We start from the raw sequence: 17,990 nt of genomic DNA on the forward strand, positions 1-17,990 counted from the left end.
TTCTGGCACCTCACCCCCGGATAAGCCCCAACACCTCATCCCGTACTCGCGCCATCGTCGCCTGGTCCGCCGCCTCCACGTTCAACCGCAGCAGCGGCTCGGTGTTCGACGGCCGCACGGAGAACCACCAGAACGGGTCGTCCTGCCCGACGCGCCCGGTGACCGTCAGCCCGTCCAGCTCGTCGAACTCGGCGCGCCCGGTGAACGCCTCGACCACCCGCGTGAACGCGGCGGGGACGTCGTCGACGGTGGAGTTGATCTCGCCGGACATCGCGTACGGCGTGTAGCGGGCGGAGAGCTCGGAGAGCGGCCGGTCCTGCGAGCCGTACTCGGCGAGCAGGTGCATGGCGGCGAGCATCCCGTTGTCGGCGCTCCAGAAGTCGCGGAAGTAGTAGTGCGCGGAGTGCTCTCCGCCGAACACGGCGCCGGAACGACGCATGGCGTCCTTGATGAGCGTGTGCCCGACGCGGGTGCGCAGCGGGACCGCACCAGCCGCCTCGATGGTCTCCGGCACGATGTTGGAGGTGATCAGGTTGTGGATGACCGTGATCTCGGCGTCCGGGTCCTCCTCACGCGCGCGGGCGATCTCCCGCAGCGCGACGATGGCGGCGACCGCCGACGGCGTGACCGCGGAGCCGCGCTCGTCGACGACGAAGCAGCGGTCGGCGTCGCCGTCGAAGGCGAGTCCGAGGTCGGCGCCGTGCTCGACCACCGCACGCTGGAGGTCGACGAGGTTCTTCGGCTCCAGCGGGTTGGCTTCGTGGTTGGGGAAGGTGCCGTCGAGCTCGAAGTAGAGCGGCACCACGGTGATCGGCAGCGCGGGGAGGCCGGCCGCCTCCTCCAGCACGGCCGGGACGGTGAGTCCGCCCATCCCGTTGCCCGCATCCACGACGATCGTGATCGGGCGGATCCCGCTGAGGTCCACCAGCGACCGCAGGTAGGCCGCATAGCGCTCGAGGACGTCCTCCTCGCGGAAGGAGCCGGGTCGATCCACCTTCGGGATGCCGTCCTTCAGGTAAGCGGAGGCCCGGTCGCGCACCGCGCCGAGCCCGGTGTCCATGCTGAGGCCCTGGGCTCCGGCGCGGGACAGCTTGATGCCGTTGTAGGTGGGCGGGTTGTGGCTGGCCGTGAACATGGCGGCCGGCGCCTGCAGGTAACCCGAGGCGAAGTACGACTCGTCCGTCGAGCACAGCCCGATCGACACGACGTCCGCGCCGCGCGCCCGCGCGCCGCGCGCGAACGCATCTGCGAAGGCCGGCGAGGAGTCGCGCATGTCGTGACCGACGATGACGTCGCGGCCCGCCGCATCCACCTCGTCGATGAAGGCCGCCGCGATGGCCTCGACGACCTCGACCGTGAGATCCTTCCCCACCAGCCCGCGGATGTCGTAGGTCTTGACGACGGACTGCAGGCGCGGGTCACCGGTGATGCTCATGGCCCCTAACCTACCGCGGCGAGGGTTCAGAGATCGGGAACGCTGACGTGCCGCACGATCTGCCAGCCCTGCGGCGCCGACAGCCGTTCGGCGTGGATGGCGCAGAGGTCGTACGAGTGCGGCTCGTGCTTGAGGCTCAGCGGCCCGAGAACGGCCATCGAGTCGGCGTACACGTACGTGAGCGTCTGAACGGCGTCGCGCGGGCACGCGACTCGGGAACAGGGACGGCTCAACATCGGGCTCAGACTACCGGAGCACGACGGTCGTAGGATGGCGACATGCCCCGCAACCGCCGCACCAGCAGCCAGCCCCCGGCGACGAGCCGCTGGCGGAGCAGGCACGGCCGCGGCGCGCGGGGCCCGGTGACCGGTCCGCACCTGCCGATGCTGCAGAACCGCATCGACTTCTTCGACATGACCGTCGCCTCCACGGCCGACTACCTCAAAGGCGTCTGGCCGGACGAGCTGTCGAACGTCCACTTCGAGGTCGCCGCCACCCCGATCGGCAACTCCGGGTCGGACGGCGTCGATCGCTGGCGGGTGGACGCCGGGCGCCGGCGCATCGTGCTCTACCGCGTGCCCATCCAGCGCCTGACCAAGCTGCACCGCGACGACGAGCTGCACCGCCGCATGTACATCGAGGGATGCGTCTTCCGCGCCGTCGCCGAGCTGCTCGGCAAGGACCCGTGGGACCTCGCGCCCGACCGGTACCGCCACTTCTGAGCGGAGCCCGGCCTCAGTTCGGGTAGACGGTGATCGGCGCCGCGAGCGGCCCGGGAGGCGTCAGCGCGAACGAGCTCGCGCTCCCCGCACCGGAGAAGCTCACGCTGCCGAAGAGCCCGTCGGCTCCCGCGATCCGGTAGCTGTCGGGCGCGATCTTGACCGCCGCGCCGCCCTCCGCGGGCACGACGAGCTTCGAGGGCTTGCCGCCGCCATCGAGTCCTCCGACGGTGATCGTCTGATCCTTGTCGCCGGGGTTCGCCAGGTGCAGCATGGCCACGGCTCCGGAGGGGATGACCGCGAGCAAGCTCTTCTGCAGCGCCGGCGAGGACGAGAACCAGGTGAAGTCGCGCGTCTTCGGTCCGATGACCGAGGTGCGCGCCGCCGCGACGAGCGGGACGCTGGAGTTGACGGTCACGGTGTAGTTGCCGTCCTTCAGGTGGTCGAGCGGCACCTCGGCGACCGTCCCCGCCTTCACGGTCGTCGCGTACGAGTCGCCCGCGGCCGTTCCGGCCTCACCGACGGCGCCGATCGTCACCTGGGCGTCCTTGTCGCCCGGGACGAGGAGCCGCACGACCGGGAAGTCGACGCCCACTCCCTCGGCGGACTGGGCGCCCTGGATGGCCGCCATCGACGCGATCGTCACGCCCGGGATGATCTGCTGACGGCTCGGGGTCCCGGTCGCGCCGGCGATCTCGGCACCGCGCGGCTGGATGCCCTGCTCGTAGCTCTGCTGGAGGGAGGCGACGACCTCGCCGCCGGTGGTCTGGACACGGACGACGGGTGCGGACGCGGACGGCGCCAGCCCGGACAGCGGCACGACCTTCTGCGATCCGGCCGGGACGACGATCCCTGCCGCGCCGGGTGCGCTCACGGGACCCGTCTCGGTGTAGATCGTCAGGTCGACCGTCGCATCCACTTCGCTCGGGTTCGCGAGCAGCACCAGGCTGGTCTGTCCGAGGGAGGTGGATCCGGCCACGAGCCAGGTGTCGGCGCTCGGCTCCGCGCAGGCGGCGGCGGCGAGTCCGGCGAGGTCCTCCGACGAGGCCGACTGCACCTGCGCGGCGGCGAACAGCGGCGGGGCGGTCGACCCCTGCGGGGTGGAGACCTTGGCGACGAGCGGCGCTTCGTCCGACCCGGACGCATCCGCATCCGGCTTCAACGCGCTGGTCCGCACCTCGGAGGTGTCCGCGTCGGCGGCGAACGTGGGCGCACCGACGGAACTCGGCCGCGTGGCCGCGCCGGCGTCCGCGGCCAGCTCGAGGAGAGGGCCGGGGCAGACGCGCTGCTGGTCGGCCGGGACGGGGGTCACGGTCTTCGCGGGCGCGGCGATCGCGAAATTCGGCAGAGGGAGCAGCGTCGCGCCGGCGATGGCGACGACGGCGACGCCGATCCCCACGACCCCGCCGAGGGTCCGGAAGCCGATGCGGGCGATGCCTTTGCGGTCAGCCACGGTCGCCTCCCTCGAAAGTGCGTCGGGGTCGGATGATGGTCTCCTCGAGGCCCTCTTCGAGCGTTGTCGGGGCGGGCGGCGTGGTCACGCGCTCGTAGCGGTGGTCGGTGTCGACGTCCGGGTGCGGGGTGGGCCGTGTTGACGGGTCGGCGAACTGTTCGGGTTCGGGATCAGCTTCCGGGTCGACGACCGGCTCCGGCTCGACGACCGGCTGGGGCTCAGCGATCTGTTCCGGTTCCGGCTCGGCGATCGGCTCCGGCTCGGCGATCGGCTCCGGCTCCTCCAGCGGCTCCGACTCGGCGACGGGCTCGCGCTCCGGCACCTCCTCGACCTCGGCCGACTCGACGACGGCCTCGTCCTCGGGTTCCGCCTCGTACTCGTCCAGGCTCTCGCCCGCGATGCCGTCCGGCGCGGCTTCAGAACCCTCGGGCTCATCGTCCGGCTCGACGGCCGTCTCCTCCGCCTTCCGCCGGCCGGGACGCCGCGCCGACAGCTCGGACACGCGGTCGGCGGACCGGGTGGTCGGGATCGCCATGAGCAGCGTCGCCCCGATGATGACCGCCTGCACGACCAGCACGATCACGCGCCAGATGCCTCCCGCATCCACGGGGATCTTCGCGGCGGCGGGGACGGCGGCCGTTCCGCGGTCGAAGGCCCAGAGCCGGCCGTTCCCCGTCGCGCCGACCGGCGCCAGGAGCGGGTTGGCATCCATCGCGACCGCTGCGCGGGACCGGGTCGCCTCCGCAGCGGGCTCGGCCGGCTGGCCCGTCTCCGTCATCGACGGCGTCAGCAGGACGAAGTCGATCCCGAGCTGCTTCAGCTGCGTGGAGGCGTCGTAGCCGCTCCGCGAGGACAGGTTTCCCGCGAGCAGGGCGAGGTTCTGCTGGCCCGGGGTCAGGGAACGCTGGGTATTCGCGAGGGTGGACTGGTCATCGAGGGTCTCACCGCTCCCGCGCACGATCTCGGCGCGGATGCCGCCGTCGGCCTGGGGCACGATCCGCAGGGTGCCCGCGCGCGGCTGGGTTGCGGCCTTCGCGGTGACGACCGCCGGCATGGTGCGGCCGTCGCTCTCGGCCACTGCGGCGTGGCCGTTCAACGTCGCGATCCCGATCGGGACGGCCGCGATGGCGAGCGTGACGATGGCGACCCAGGCCGGGTAGACCGCGGCGCGTCCCAATGCGGACAGGGCGAGCACCGCTGCCCCGATGAGGCCCAGCCAGTACAGGCTCACTCCGCTGCCGGCCCAGATCGGCACGACGGTCCCGCCGGAGACGGCGAGCTGGAGGTGCAGCGCGAGCACCGCCGTGAGGAAGCCGGCGAGGGCCACCAGCAGGGCGACGATCGCGCGCACGGTGCCGCGCAGGAACAGCGCCAGGATGGCGAGGATCCCGAGCGGTGCCAGCAGGATGGGGACGATGAGATTGGCCGCGATCCCCGCGAGCCCGAAGTACGACGCCAGCTCGTGCCAGCCCCCGAGCGTCCCGTCGGGGAAGCCGAGGGCCAGCTGCCAGGCGGGCGTCTGCCGTGCATCCAGCGCGACCCCGGGGTCGGCGAAGATCGACAGCCACGCCCCGCGGGAGAGCTGCTGCCAGACGAGTGGCGCGGACAGCACGATGGCGGGCAGCGGGATGAACACGATGCGTGCGGCGCGACGTCCGGCGAAGACGATCGCGGCGATCCACGCGATCAACAGGGCCGGGATGAGGATGGGCGCGCAGGCGACCGTCGCCGCGGCGAGCAGTGCGGTGGTCGCACTGGCCGCCCACGACCGGCGAGCGGCGAGCCCGGCGAAGAACAGCCAGGGCAGCAGGATGTGTGCGAGCACCGCGGCCGGACGGCCGCCCTGCAGGGCAACGAGCAGAGTGGGCGCGAGCGCGTAGGCGAGCGCACCGAACGCGCGCAGCGTCGGGCGCGTGGTCAGCCGCGCTGCGGCGAGCCAGGCTCCCAGTGCGGCGAGCGGGAGGGCGAGCACCCAGAGCAGCACGAGCGAGAGCGACGGCTGCCAGAACGTGAGGGTTCCGAGCACGGCCAGGACGGCGGAGAACGGATCTGCGGCACCGGTGAAGCCGAGGTTCACGTCGCGCCAGCCGTAGCCGAGGTCGGCCCACAGCTGACCGACGGACGAATCGAGCGGCAGCAACCCGCCGCCGCTGAGCGCTCCGGAGCCGATGAGCGGGAAGAACAGGGCGAGGCCGACCAGCAGGGCGGCCAGCACCGCCCATCCACCGCCCCCGCCGAAGAAGTCGAGGTCCTGCTTCTCGCCTTGCTGGCGGACGGTCGCCGCCTCGCGTTTCAGAGCGCGGGCGCGCCGCACCTCCGAGAACGGGATGCGCAGCGGCGCGACGGCCGCCCAGCTCACCTCGCGAGCGGACGCCAGCCGCCGCCGGGCGCTGCTGACCGCACGACCGGAGAAGGCGACCCGGAACGCGGCTCCGAGCTCTCCGCCGATCGACCCGGGCTCCTTGCGCAGCAGGCGCACGATGCCACGGAGGATGCCCAGCGGGACCAGGGTGAGCCAGTGCAGCACCACCGCCCATCCCGGCGCGTAGGCCATGCGTCTGTGCAGCTGTGCGCGACGCCGCTCCCCCGCCAGGCGGCGGCGGACCGTCCACTTCGGCGACAAGTTCGGGCCGGCGACGCCCTCGCCGGCGATGGCGACCCGCGCCTGCGCGACCAGAGTGACCCGGAATCCGGCGAGGCGGGCGCGGGTGCTGAAGTCGAGCGCATCGTCGATGGTCGGAAGTGCCGGGTCGAAGCCGTCGAGCCGCTCCCACAGGGACTGGCGGACGAGCATCCCGGCGCTGGACACGGCGAGCACATCGCTGAGGCCGTCGTGCTGGGCCTGGTCGAGCTCGTTCTCCACCAGGGGCACAGACGCGCCGAACGGCGTCATGGCCTCGCCGAACTCGCGGATGAAGGCCGGGTCGTCCCAGTCGACCAACTTCGGGCCGACCACGGCGACCGACGGCGACACCTCGAGCGCAGCCAGCAGCGCCTCGAGGGCCTGCGGTTCCGGCGCGGTGTCGTTCGCGAGCAGCCACAGCAGCTGCTCCGGATCGGAAGCGGGCGGCAGAACGCGTACGGCGGCGGCGACCGCAGCGCCGAAGGGGAGCTTCTCGGGGACGCTCAGCAGCTGGGTGGGCTGGGCCTCGGACAGCAGGCGCGTCGCGTCGTCGGACGTCGCGCAGTCGACGGCGATCACGGCGTCCGGTCGACGGGTCTGTCCCGCGAGGGCGTCGAGAGTGCGCTGCAGGCGGGGGCCGCCGCTGTGGGCGACGACGATGGCGGTGACTCTCGGATACATCGCCAGTCAGCCTAGGTCGGGGTCGCGCCGATCCGGTCTTTGGGCCGGGCGCGGCGTGGATTAGGCGCGGGCCTCAGCCGGCGCGCTTGCGGAGCTTGCGACGCTCCCGCTCGGACAGCCCGCCCCAGATGCCGAACCGCTCGTCGTTGGCGAGCGCGTACTCCAGGCACTGGGACCGCACCTCGCACGAGGTGCAGATGCGCTTCGCATCGCGGGTGGAGCCGCCCTTCTCGGGGAAGAACGCCTCGGGGTCGGTCTGCGCGCACAGGGCGTCGGTCTGCCAGGCGAGCGGGTTGTCTTCTTCGACCTCCACCGTACGGACGCCCGGGACCCCGAGCTTGACCGGGTCGATGAACCAGTCGTCGGGTACCCCAGAACGATATTCAGGAACTGGCATATCGGTCTCCCCACCCATGAACAGCTGAAACACGGGATTCCCGTGTGACCTAATTACACCGTTGTCATTCGCTCACGTCAAGTCGCGAATCGTAAAGCCTTGACCGCTGGTCGAGAGTTCGCGACGCGCCGGAGATCGACAACAATCCCGACACGCCCGGTCGATTCACGCGGCCGGGGACGGTGTCAGGATGCCGCCTGGCGTGCTTCCCAGGCGCTGCGCACCATGTCCTCGAGCGAGTGGCGCATCTCCCAGTCGAGATCGCGCGCGGCGAGCTCTCCCGAGGCCACGATCCTCGCCGGGTCCCCCGGACGTCGAGGCCCCACTTCTGGGGTGAAGGGGATGCCGGTCACTTCGGCGACCGTCGACATGATCTGCCCGACCGACACCCCGTCGCCGCTTCCGAGGTTGTAGACGGGCTCGATCGGCTCGTGCGCATCCAGCCGCTTGGCCGCGGCCACGTGCGAGAGCGCCAGGTCGGCCACGTGGATGTAGTCGCGCACGCAGGTGCCGTCCGGGGTCGGGTAGTCGTCTCCGTTGATCCGCGGGGTGCGCCCGGCGACGAGCGCGTCGAAGACGAGCGGGAACAGGTTGTGCGGGCTGGTGTCGCGCAGGCTCGGGTCGCCCGAGCCGACGACGTTGAAGTACCGGAGCGAGGCGTGACGCAGGCCGACGGCGACCCCCTGGTCGCGCAGCAGCCACTCCCCGATCAGCTTGGACTCGCCGTACGGGGACTCCGGGTTCTTGGGGGTGGACTCGGTGACGATGTCCACGTCAGGGGTGCCGTACACCGCGGCCGACGAGCTGAAGACGATGGCGTCGACGCCCGCATCCTGCATCGCCGCGAGCAGCACCGCCGTGCCCGTCACGTTCTGCTCGTAGGTGTGGAGCGGACGCTGAACCGAAACCCCGGCGTACTTGAAGCCGGCCACGTGGACCACGCCCGTGATGGTGTTCTCGGCGAAGAGCTGCGACAGCAGCTCGCCGTCGAGGATGGTGCCCCGGTAGAAGGGGACGCCCGCCGGGACGAACTCCTCATGGCCGCTCGACAGGTCGTCGACGACGACCACGTCGATCCCCTGGTCGCGGAACGCCCGCACGACGTGCGCTCCGATGTACCCTGCGCCTCCGGTCACCAACCACGCCACGGCGGTCCTCCTGCTCGTTCGTCCGACAGACCTGGGGCAACCCTACCGGCCGTGGACGAACCGCCCGGAGGCGGCCGCCGTCGTCTCAGCTCAGACGAACGCCGCCTGACCGGTGATCGCCCGGCCGACGATCAGCGTGTTCATCTCCCGGGTGCCCTCGTACGAATAGAGCGCCTCCGCGTCGGCGAAGAAGCGCGCGACGTCGTAGTCGAGCACGATGCCGTTGCCTCCCAATGCCTCGCGGCACCAGGCGACGGTCTCGCGCATCCGGGCCGTCGCGAACGCCTTGGCGAGGGCCGAGTGCTCGTCGCGCTGCTCACCGTCGTCGAGCATCTGCGAGACGCGGGTGCACAGGCCGATGGATGCGGTGATGTTCCCCAGCGACTTGACCAGCAGGTCCTGGATCAGCTGGTGCGACGCGATCGGCTTGCCGAACTGCACCCGCTCCTTCGTGTAGCGGAGGGCCGCCTCGTAGGCGCCGACGGCGACGCCGACGGCGGCCCAGGCGACCTCCGCACGCGTCAGGCGCAGCACGCGGGCGGTGTCCTTGAAGCTGTTCGCGTTCTGCAGCCGCAGCGACTCGGGCACGATGACGTTCTCGAGGGTGATGTCGGCGTTCTGCACCATGCGGAGCGACTGCTTGCCCTCGATCTTCGTGGTGGTGAATCCCGGGGTGGAGTTCGGGACGATGAAGCCCTTCACCTGCCCGTCCTCCGCGCTCTTCGCCCAGATGACGGTGATGTGGCTGAAGGTGGCGTTCCCGATCCACCGCTTCGATCCGTTGAGGATCCAGTTGTCGCCGTCGCGGGTCGCGATCGTCTTGAGGCCCTGCGCCGAGTCGGAGCCCGACGTCGGCTCGGTGAGGCCGAACGCGCCGAGCACCTCGCCGCTCGCCAGCTTCGGCAGCCACTCGGCGCGCTGCTCGTCGGAGCCGCACACGCCGATCGCGCCGAGCGCCAGACCGTTCTGGACGCCGACGTACGTGCTCACCGACGCGTCGACGCGCGCCAGCTCCAGCGCGACCCAGCCGCGGAAGACCGCCGAGTTCTCGAACGCCGCGGTCTCCGGGAAGCCGAGCCCGACCGTGCCGTTGCGGTGGATGACATCGAGGATCTGGTGCGGGAACTCCGCCTTCTCCCAGTACTCGTTGACGATCGGCTTCACCTCGGCCTCCAACTGCTCGCGCAGGGTCGCGATGAAGTCCTTCTCGCGATCGGTGAGGAGGGTCTCGAAGCCGTAGAAGTCGCCGGCGATGGTCTCGAAGGGCATGTCTGCTCCATTGCGTCCACGTGGATGGTCGGGCGCCCGTCAGCCTAAGGAACCCGGCCGGTCGCGACAAAAGCGATTGGTAGTTTGGTCCAACGCAACGAAAGGGATGGCAACGCATGTTTGTGCGCATCGGCAACACTCCGCGCGATTACGCCTGGGGCTCCACGACGGCGATCGCGGGCCTGCTCGGCACCGAGCCGAGCGGAGGACCGGAGGCGGAACTGTGGCTGGGCGCGCATCCCGGTTCCCCCGCCCGGGTCCTCGACCCTGCGCTGGCCGACGGCGCCGCCGACCTCGCCGCGTGGGAGCGCACGAGCGACCTCCCCTATCTGCTCAAGGTGCTGGCCGCCGCCGGGCCGCTGTCGCTGCAGGCGCATCCCTCGCCCGAGCAGGCGCGGGCCGGCTTCGAGCGCGAGAACGCCGCAGGGCTGGCGCCCGACTCGCCGGACCGCAACTACAAGGACCCGTTCCACAAGCCGGAGCTGATCTTCGCGCTCAGCGACCCCTTCGAGGCGCTGTGCGGCTTCCGCGACCCGGCCGAGAGCCGGGCGGCGCTCGAGCGGCTGGCTGCTGCGGGCAACGGCGGAGCGGTGCTGTCGGGCTTCGCCCGCACGCTCGACGGCGAGCCGGAAGCCGTGCTGCGGCGCGCCACCGAGTGGCTGCTCGGCGGGGACACCGACGTGGACCTGCTGGTGGCCGAGGTCGTGGCCGCGGCACGGGCGCTGCCCGGGGACCGCGACGCGGACACCGTGCGGATGCTCGACGAGGCCTTCCCCGGCGACCCGGGCATCGTGCTCGCGCTGCTGCTGAACCGGGCGACGCTGCGCCCGGGCGAAGTGCTGTACCTGCCGGCGGGCAACATCCACGCGTACCTGCGCGGACTCGGCATCGAGCTGATGGCCGCCTCGGACAATGTGCTGCGCGGCGGGCTCACCCGCAAGCGCATCGACGTGCCGGAGCTCGTCGGCGTGCTCGACTTCCGGCCGATCCGGGCGACCCCGTTGGCCGCCGAGCATCCGGCCGCCGGCGTCGAGACGTTCCGGCCGGACGTGCCGGACTTCGCCCTCGAGTTCGTCTCCCTCACCGGGGAGGTGCCGAGCGCGACGGTCCCGCTTCCGGGCACCGCCATCGCTCTGGTCACCGACGGGGAGGTCGAGCTGAGCGGCACGAGCGGATCGCTGCACCTGCGCCGTGGCGACGCGGCGGTCGTCACCGATGAGCGCGAGCTCACGGCCACCGGCCGGGGGACCCTGTTCGTCGCGCATCCCAACCGTTGAGCAGCGGCGGGTCGGTTATCCTGCCCAGGTGACCTCCCCGCCCGTCCACCCGCCCACCCGTGCCGACGACGCCGGCCGTGCCGCCTCCCGGCCCGCCGGGCGACCGGCGCTCCGGTCGGTGACGCGCCGCCGCAGCGGCGTCGACCCGGCCCGGGTCGAGGCCGCACGGTCCGCGACGGGCACCGGGGAGGCGGTCGTCGGCGCCGTCGTGCTGTTCACGCTCTTCGCGGGCGACTTCTGGCGCAACCTCATCAGCTGGCCGGGCTACTTCGTCCTCGCCGGGGTGCTCGCGGTGGTCTGCATCGTGCTCGTGGTCCGCTCGCGCCCGCGCTTCCGGTGGCGGACCACGCCCAAGACGCTGCTGCTGTTCCTGGCGCTGGCCCTGCTGTCGATCGCCTGGTCGGCGTACCCCGGAGCCAGCGCGCTCGGCGTGCTGAGCTCGCTGCTGACCGCCGCGGGCGGGGTGTTCCTCGCGCTCCGGCTGGGCTGGCCGGGGCTGCTGAGTGCCCTGGGCAATGCGTTCCGGTGGATCCTCGGGCTGTCGCTGCTCTTCGAGCTGGTCGTCGCCCTGTTCGTGCGGCACCCGGTGCTGCCATTGACCCCGGTCAAGCCGATCCCGTCCGGCACCCTCCCGCAGGCGTTCTACTGGAGCCGCGACCTGCTGTTCCACGGAGGCCCGATCCAGGGCATCGTCGGGAACAGCAATCTGCTCGCGATGATCGCGCTGCTGTCGCTGATCGTCTTCGGGATCCAGGTCGCCGACCGGACCGTCCGGCGGGGTTCCTCCGTGACGTGGCTGGTGCTGGCCGCCCTCACGCTCGCGCTCACCCGTTCGGCGACCGTCATCGCCGCCGCCCTCGTCACCGCCGTGGTGCTCGGCTTCGCGCTGTGGGCCCGGCGTGCCGGCGCCGATCGCCGGACGCCCGTGTACGTGGTGGGCATCGCCCTGGTCGCCGCGACGATCGTGCTGGTCTCGGTGTTCGCCTCCCGCATCCCCGCGCTGTTCGGCAAGAGCGAGGACCTCACGGGTCGCCTCGATATCTGGGCGGCGGTGACCAAGCTCGCTCAGCAGCGGCCGGTGTTCGGCTGGGGGTGGGTGAGCTACTGGGCGCCGTGGGTCAAACCCTTCGACGGGCTCGCCACCCGCAACGGCGTCGAGTACCTGCAGGCGCACAACGCCTGGCTGGATGTCTGGCTGCAGCTCGGGATCGTGGGACTCGTCGTCTTCATCCTGCTGGTGCTCACGACGTTCGGCCGGACCTGGTTCCTCGCGATCGACCGCCCGCGCTTCACTGTGGCCGACGACCAGCCCTACCGTGCCCTCACGCTGCTCCCGCTGCTGCTGATCGCCGCGCTGATCGCGCAGAGCTTCGCCGAGAGCCGGATGCTGATCGAGGGAGGCTGGGCGCTGCTCGTGACACTCGCCGTGGCGACCAAGCGGACCGCTCCGTAATCGATGTCTCGACGGCCGCCCGGGCGCGCGGGAAGGCGCCGTCCCCGTAGTCTGTGAGCATGGCAACGCCCCGTCGGACCCTGGTGCCCTCCGCGGTGACCGAGTTCCTGGGCTCCGCCCGCTTCAACTCGACGTTGGCTCTGGTGGCGGTGATCACGGGCTTCTCGACCCACGCCATCCGGGCTCTGATCGGCTGGCCGGGCCTGATCGGCGCGCTGGCGGTGCTGGTCGTGCTCGCAGCGCTGTCCTTCGCCGCGCAATGGCGCCTGATCGAATGGCATGGCCTGCTGCCCATCTCGGCGCTGCTCTTCGTGGGCTGGTGCGCGATCTCGACCTTCTGGAGCCAATACCAGTGGGCCACGGTCGCGGGCGTCTTCTATCAGCTGATCTTCGCCTTCCTGGCGGTGTACATCGCGCTCGTCCGCGACGCCATCCAGATCGTGCGGGTGGTCGGCGACGCGCTGCGGTTCCTGCTGACCGTCTCGCTGTCCCTCGAAGTGCTGAGCGGCCTGCTGATCGACACCCCGCTGCGCTTCCTCGGCATCCAGGGGAACATCGCGGCCGGCGGTCCCATCCAGGGTCTGTTCGGCTCGCGCAACCAGCTGAGCATCGTCGCCCTGATCGCATTCGTCACGTTCCTGGTCGAACTGCGGACCCGGTCGGTGCGCCCGCCCGTCGCGGCGTTCTCGATCACGCTGGCCGGGCTGTGCATCCTGCTCGCCCACTCCCCCGTCATCGCCGCCGTCTCCGTCGTCGTCGGGCTCGCCACCCTGGCGCTCTACCTGCTGCGCAAGGCGGCGCCGCAGCAGCGTCCGTACTTCCAGTGGGGTCTCGCGATCCTGACGCTCGCGGTGCTCGTCGTCGCCTACATCTACCGGACGCGCGTGATCGACCTGCTCAATGCGCGCGCCGACTTCCAGGTGCGATACCAGCTGTGGATCCAGATCTGGGAGCTCATCCCGGTGCAGCAGACGGTCGGCTGGGGATGGGTCGGCTCCTGGCCGACCGATCTCTACCCGTTCACCGCCATCCAGGCGGCCACCGGCGTCTACCACGCGGACGGGCTGAACGCCTACCTGGACGTCTACCTGCAGGTCGGCATCATCGGGCTCCTGCTGTTCGTCGCCCTCATCGCGCTCGCCTTCGGTCGGTCGTGGCTGCTCGCCTCGAACCGGCGCAGCGTGGTCTACGCCTGGGCGCCGCTGGTGCTGGTGGCGCTGCTCGCCACCAGCGTCTTCGAGAGCTCCATCCTGATCGAGGCGGGGTGGATGGTGCTCGTCATCTGCACCGTCAAGGCGTCGCAGGGGATGAGCTGGCGGCTGCGGCTGCCGCATCGCGACCAGAGCTGACGCCGCGCCCGGCGGCACGAAGGCCGATCAGGTGCACGACCAGCCCGACGGCCGGTCCGACCGCGAGGGCCAGCGCCGCGCGCCCGGCGAGGGGCAGCGGTACGAAGAGCAGGGCCAGCGTGACCACGGAGGCGGCCACCCAGCCCAGCGCGTACAGCCCGTGCAGGTTGCGTGCGAGCACGGCGGAACCGCTGACGAACAGCGCGCCGATCAGCCCGGACGACGCGATCAGAGCGACCAGCACCCCGGCCGACAGGTCGAACTGTGAGCCGAACACCAGGTGCATGACCGGCTCGCCCCACAGCCACGCCGCACCGCAGAGCAGCAGGATCACGACGGCGATCCCGCCGAGCAGCAGCGCGATGGTGCGAGCGGTGCGGTCGGGATGGTGCGAGAAGCGGCTGACCAGGAAGCTGGACAGTGCCGTCAGCGGCACCAGGATCGGCGCGCGCGTCAGGGTGACGGCGAGCACCAGCGAGCCGAGGTCCGAGTGGTTCTCCGGCCCGGCGAAGAACGACAGCACGAGCGGGAAGCCGTTGATCAGCACGGCGGTCGCGGAGGCGGCGAGCATCGTCCGTCCGGTGTTCGCCACCAGGGAGCGCACGCCGATCGCGACCCGGGCGTTCTCGACGAACGCACGCGGGGCGGTGAGGAAGACGACGATCAGCGAGATCGGGAACGGCGCGATCACCGCGATGGCGAGCGGGACGATGTCGTGCGTCACACCCAGCACGGCCACCACGCCGATGACGCGGAGGATGCCGTCGAGCGCGACGATGGCCGCGAGCTGACGCCACATCCCCGCGCCGGCCATCACCCCGGAGGCGGCGGCGACGAGGCAGTTCAGCGCGGCGCCGACGGCCACGAACCACGCGAGACCCGCATTCGCCGAACCGAGGCTCGGCACCGCCCAGAGCACGCTGGTGGCGATCACCACGACGCCGATGACCAGGGCCGCGATCGCGGCGAACGCCCAGAGCGAGGTGCGGCGCACGCCCGCCCGGCCGGGGAGCCCGTCCCGCTTGGCGACGACCGTCTGCGCCGTCGCCCGTGTCGACTCCTGCTGCAGGCCGAACAGGATGCCGACCACCAGGAACAGCGCCGACCAGAACACCGAGAACACGCCGTAGCCGGCGGCTCCGACCTCCGTGTACACCCGCCAGGTGACCACGTAGCCTGCGATCCCGGCGATCGCCGTCGCGCCCAGGATGAGCACGACCGACGAGCGCGCCGAGCGGGGCGCCGACGCCTCCTCGATGTCCGGAATGGGCTCGTTGAGCGGTTCGAACGCGGTGATGGATCTCTCCCCGATGGTGCGTGAAAGGATGGACGGCGGCCGCCTCTCGCGGCACGCCAACATTACGACGAAAGCCTGGACGCAGTGACGATCGACATCATGATGCCGTTCTACGGCGACCCCGGCCTGTTCCGCGACGCCGTGGAAAGTGTCCGGGCCCAGACCGATGGCGACTGGCGTCTCGTCGTGATCGACGACGTCTACCCCGACACCGCTCCCGGGGAGTGGGTCTCGGCGCTCGGCGACCCGCGCATCGAGTACCTCCGCAACGAGACGAACCTCGGGGTCAGCGGCAACTTCAGCAAGTCCGTCGACCTGGTCCGCGCCGAGCACTTCGTCCTGATGGGCTGCGACGACCTGATGGAGCCGGGATACGTCGAAGGGATGCGCGCGGCGATCGCGCGCCACCCCGACGGCTCGTACTACCAGCCCGCCGTCACGGTCATCGCCGACGACGGCTCCCCCGCGCTGCCGCTCGCAGACCGGGTCAAGTCCTGGTACCGCCCCACCCGCTCCGAGCCGACGGTGCTGTCGGGGCAGGAGCTCGCGGTCAGCCTCCTCCGCGGCAACTGGACGTACTTCCCGTCGATGTGCTGGAACACCGCGGCGGTGCGCCGGCATGGCTTCGACGCTGCCTTCGACGTGGTCCTCGACCTCGCGCTGCAGCTGGACATCGTGCTCGACGGCGGAAGCCTCGTGCTGCTGCCGGAGCGCACCTTCCGCTACCGCCGGCACGCGGGCAGCGTGTCGTCGTGGACCGCGCAGGACGGCACCCGGTTCGACGAGGAGCGCGCGTTCTTCCTCGACGCCAAGAAGCGCCTGCGGGCGCGGGGCTGGCGACGTGCGGCCCGGGTCGCGGGCGCGCACTGGTCGTCGCGCCTGAACGCCGCCACGAAGCTCCCCTCGGCCGTCGCGAAGCGCGACGGTAACGGCCTGCGGGCGCTCGCGCGGCACATCCTCCGCGGCTGGTGAGCGACCAGGCCTCTGCGCCCTAGCGGGCCCCGGCGCCTGAGCGGATGGGGCCGACGACGACTTCGGCGCCGTTGCCCGGGCAGAGCTTCTGCAGCTCGGCTTCCAGACCCGCGTCCCGCGTGCGGATCACGACGCCCGGCCCCCAGGTCTTCAGCGCCGCGCACACCTGCTCCCGGTCGTCGGTGTCGAGCGCGTAACTGTGCCCGCGGATCGGGTCGGTCCCGCTCTTCGCAGCGGCACCGAGGAGCCACAGATCGGCGAAGGCGTCGGCCTTCCAGTCGAAGTACCCGGCGAGCATCGTCCGCTGCGCGGTGGGATCCTTGAGGGCGAACAGGGTCGGGAGGACGGCGTCGCCCGCCGCGACGCCCTGGCCGTGGACGATGTCGGTGTACGGCACCAGTGCACCGAGTGTCGGGGGTTTGGGGAGCACACCGGCGGCGGTCGAGATCACGGCGACCAGCACGCCGATGACGGCGGTCACCCGCGTCCACACGGCGAGCGGCAGCAGCACCAGCCGGTCGAGCGCCATCCCGAGCAGGATGACGAGCAGCAGGATGCCGATGAACCAGACGAGCTTGGCCGGGTAGTAACCCCAGGCGTACTGGTCCGGTCCCACGCTCCGGGCGAGGAAGACGTAGACGCCGACGGCGGGGACGACGATGGCCAGCACCCCGAGCAGATCCGATCGGCGGCCGGGCGACGTGGCCGTGACCGCGGCGAGCGCGAGGGCCACCCCGGCCAGTGTGAACAGCAGCGCCGGGGTCACCGGCGCCATGGAGCCGCCCTGCGCGAGCGCGCTCTGCTCGCGGCGCAGGTCCGGGATCGAGAAGACGAGGACGTAGGCGACCAGCTGGAGGGCCGCGAGCGCGAGAACCGCCCAGGACGACCACGGGATGCCACGGGGCAGCCCGCCGCGCCAGCGGGCGGAGGCCAACCAGCGGACCCCCGCCACAGCGGCGAGGACCAATGGGATCACGGCGAGGAACGCCCACAGGGCGAGCAGCGCCGTGGCCGCCAGCAGCAGCACGCAGACGGAAGCGACGGGGGTGTGCTCCGCTCCCCGCCAGGCGAGCCACGCCGCGAACAGGCACGCCAGCGTCGGCATCACGTTGTAGAACCCGAACTGGATCGAGAACCCCGCGACGAACCACGAGAGGATGAGCGCCGACGCGACGACCGCCGCGATCGAACGCAGCACCGGATGGCGTCCCCGGACCAGCTGCGCGGCCACGAGTCCCGCGAGGAAGGCCGTCACCACCGTCGAGGCGGCGAACACCCCCGCCATCGCCGCGATGTCGTGCTGGAGCATCCCCGGCGCGCCTGCCGCGGGACGGCCCGGAGCCATCCCGGCCGCGAGCATGACCGAGACGAGCGGGGAGACGTTGGGGTGGAGCGACGGGATGAGCCCGTCGTCCGCGATCAGGAAGCGCGAGGCGACCAGGTTCCACACCGCGTCGTTCTGCATCGCCCACGACAGCGCTTGGCCACCGCGCAGCAGCGGAAGGCCGCTGAACACGACGGCGACCACGGCCGGCACGACGGCGGCAGCGAGCGCACCCCACCATTCCACGGTCGACGGCACCCGGAACCCGCGGCCGAGGACGATCGCGACGCACGCGATGAGGACGACAGCCGTCAGTACGAGGACATTGCCCACCGCGAGGCCCAGGCCGACCTTGGGGAACGCCCGCACGGCGAACGCCAGGGCGACCAGCGGGACGACGACACCCGCCGCGACGCCGACCGGGCGCGAGCGGAAGGCGGCGGCGACCGAGAGCGCGGCGGCGGCCGCGAGCACCCAGATGGTCACGCCCGCGGCGGCGAGCGCCGCACCGCCGAGCGCGACGACGAGGAGTGCGCCGGCGACCCACCACCGGGCGCCTGAGCGTCGGATGGTATCGTCCACCTGTCCCCATT

The 17,990-nt window shown here is 71.5% G+C and carries 14 protein-coding genes; 5 read left to right on the forward strand and 9 right to left on the reverse strand.

Annotation, left to right across the window (positions count from 1 at the left end):
• Positions 1-10: 10 nt before the first annotated feature.
• Positions 11-1,435: a phosphomannomutase/phosphoglucomutase gene (locus QRN40_RS02305; RefSeq protein WP_285113866.1), complete on the reverse strand. Its 1,425-nt coding sequence runs from the start codon at positions 1,433-1,435 to the stop codon at positions 11-13.
• Positions 1,436-1,461: 26 nt separating this feature from the next.
• Entirely contained in the window at positions 1,462-1,671 is a 210-nt protein-coding gene (locus QRN40_RS02310) for a DUF3499 family protein (protein WP_285113867.1), read from the reverse strand.
• 42 nt (positions 1,672-1,713) lie between these two features.
• Here QRN40_RS02310 and QRN40_RS02315 point away from each other — a divergent pair, with 42 nt between their 5' ends.
• On the forward strand, positions 1,714-2,157 hold the full coding sequence (locus QRN40_RS02315) for a metallopeptidase family protein (protein WP_285113868.1): 444 nt from the start codon (positions 1,714-1,716) through the stop codon (positions 2,155-2,157).
• Positions 2,158-2,170: 13 nt separating this feature from the next.
• Here the strand turns inward: QRN40_RS02315 and QRN40_RS02320 are convergent, their stop codons facing one another.
• From QRN40_RS02320 to QRN40_RS02340, 5 genes are all read right to left on the reverse strand, one after another.
• A complete protein-coding gene (locus QRN40_RS02320) occupies positions 2,171-3,607 on the reverse strand; it encodes a DUF5719 family protein (RefSeq protein WP_285113869.1) in 1,437 nt (478 codons plus the stop codon).
• Complete coding sequence (locus QRN40_RS02325) at positions 3,600-6,911, reverse strand: glycosyltransferase family 2 protein (RefSeq protein ID WP_285113870.1); 3,312 nt, start codon at positions 6,909-6,911, stop codon at positions 3,600-3,602. The genes QRN40_RS02320 and QRN40_RS02325 overlap by 8 nt, the downstream gene beginning before the upstream one ends.
• 73 nt (positions 6,912-6,984) lie before the next feature.
• Positions 6,985-7,308, reverse strand: coding sequence for a WhiB family transcriptional regulator (locus QRN40_RS02330; protein ID WP_285113871.1), 324 nt, complete (start codon positions 7,306-7,308; stop codon positions 6,985-6,987).
• 185 nt (positions 7,309-7,493) lie between these two features.
• A complete protein-coding gene (gene galE, locus QRN40_RS02335; RefSeq protein ID WP_285113872.1) occupies positions 7,494-8,456 on the reverse strand; it encodes a UDP-glucose 4-epimerase GalE in 963 nt (320 codons plus the stop codon).
• 90 nt (positions 8,457-8,546) lie between these two features.
• Positions 8,547-9,725, reverse strand: coding sequence for an acyl-CoA dehydrogenase family protein (locus QRN40_RS02340; RefSeq protein ID WP_285113873.1), 1,179 nt, complete (start codon positions 9,723-9,725; stop codon positions 8,547-8,549).
• Positions 9,726-9,841: 116 nt separating this feature from the next.
• Between QRN40_RS02340 and manA the strand changes: the two genes are divergently transcribed.
• Genes manA through QRN40_RS02355 form a run of 3 tightly spaced genes read left to right on the forward strand, consistent with a single transcriptional unit; the run spans position 9,842 to position 13,804 of the window.
• The gene (gene manA / locus QRN40_RS02345; RefSeq protein WP_285113874.1) at positions 9,842-11,002 is read left to right on the forward strand and encodes a mannose-6-phosphate isomerase, class I; all 1,161 of its coding nucleotides are present in this window, start codon (positions 9,842-9,844) and stop codon (positions 11,000-11,002) included.
• A 28-nt stretch (positions 11,003-11,030) separates the two neighbouring features.
• Positions 11,031-12,455, forward strand: coding sequence for an O-antigen ligase family protein (locus QRN40_RS02350; protein WP_285113875.1), 1,425 nt, complete (start codon positions 11,031-11,033; stop codon positions 12,453-12,455).
• Between the two features lie 59 nt (positions 12,456-12,514).
• Positions 12,515-13,804 carry an O-antigen ligase family protein gene (locus QRN40_RS02355; protein ID WP_285113876.1) on the forward strand — a complete coding sequence of 430 codons (1,290 nt, stop codon included), beginning with the start codon at positions 12,515-12,517 and terminating at the stop codon, positions 13,802-13,804.
• Here the strand turns inward: QRN40_RS02355 and QRN40_RS02360 are convergent.
• Positions 13,746-15,164, reverse strand: a complete 1,419-nt coding sequence (locus tag QRN40_RS02360; RefSeq protein WP_285113877.1) for a lipopolysaccharide biosynthesis protein — start codon at positions 15,162-15,164, stop codon at positions 13,746-13,748. The genes QRN40_RS02355 and QRN40_RS02360 overlap by 59 nt on opposite strands.
• A 21-nt stretch (positions 15,165-15,185) precedes the next feature.
• Here QRN40_RS02360 and QRN40_RS02365 point away from each other — a divergent pair, with 21 nt between their 5' ends.
• Positions 15,186-16,073, forward strand: a complete 888-nt coding sequence (locus tag QRN40_RS02365) for a glycosyltransferase family 2 protein (RefSeq protein ID WP_285113878.1) — start codon at positions 15,186-15,188, stop codon at positions 16,071-16,073.
• A gap of 19 nt (positions 16,074-16,092) precedes the next feature.
• Here the strand turns inward: QRN40_RS02365 and QRN40_RS02370 are convergent, their stop codons facing one another.
• Complete coding sequence (locus QRN40_RS02370; RefSeq protein WP_285113879.1) at positions 16,093-17,979, reverse strand: hypothetical protein; 1,887 nt, start codon at positions 17,977-17,979, stop codon at positions 16,093-16,095.
• Positions 17,980-17,990: the final 11 nt, after the last annotated feature.

This window comes from Leifsonia sp. fls2-241-R2A-40a, assembly GCF_030209575.1.
Lineage (GTDB): Bacteria > Actinomycetota > Actinomycetes > Actinomycetales > Microbacteriaceae > Leifsonia.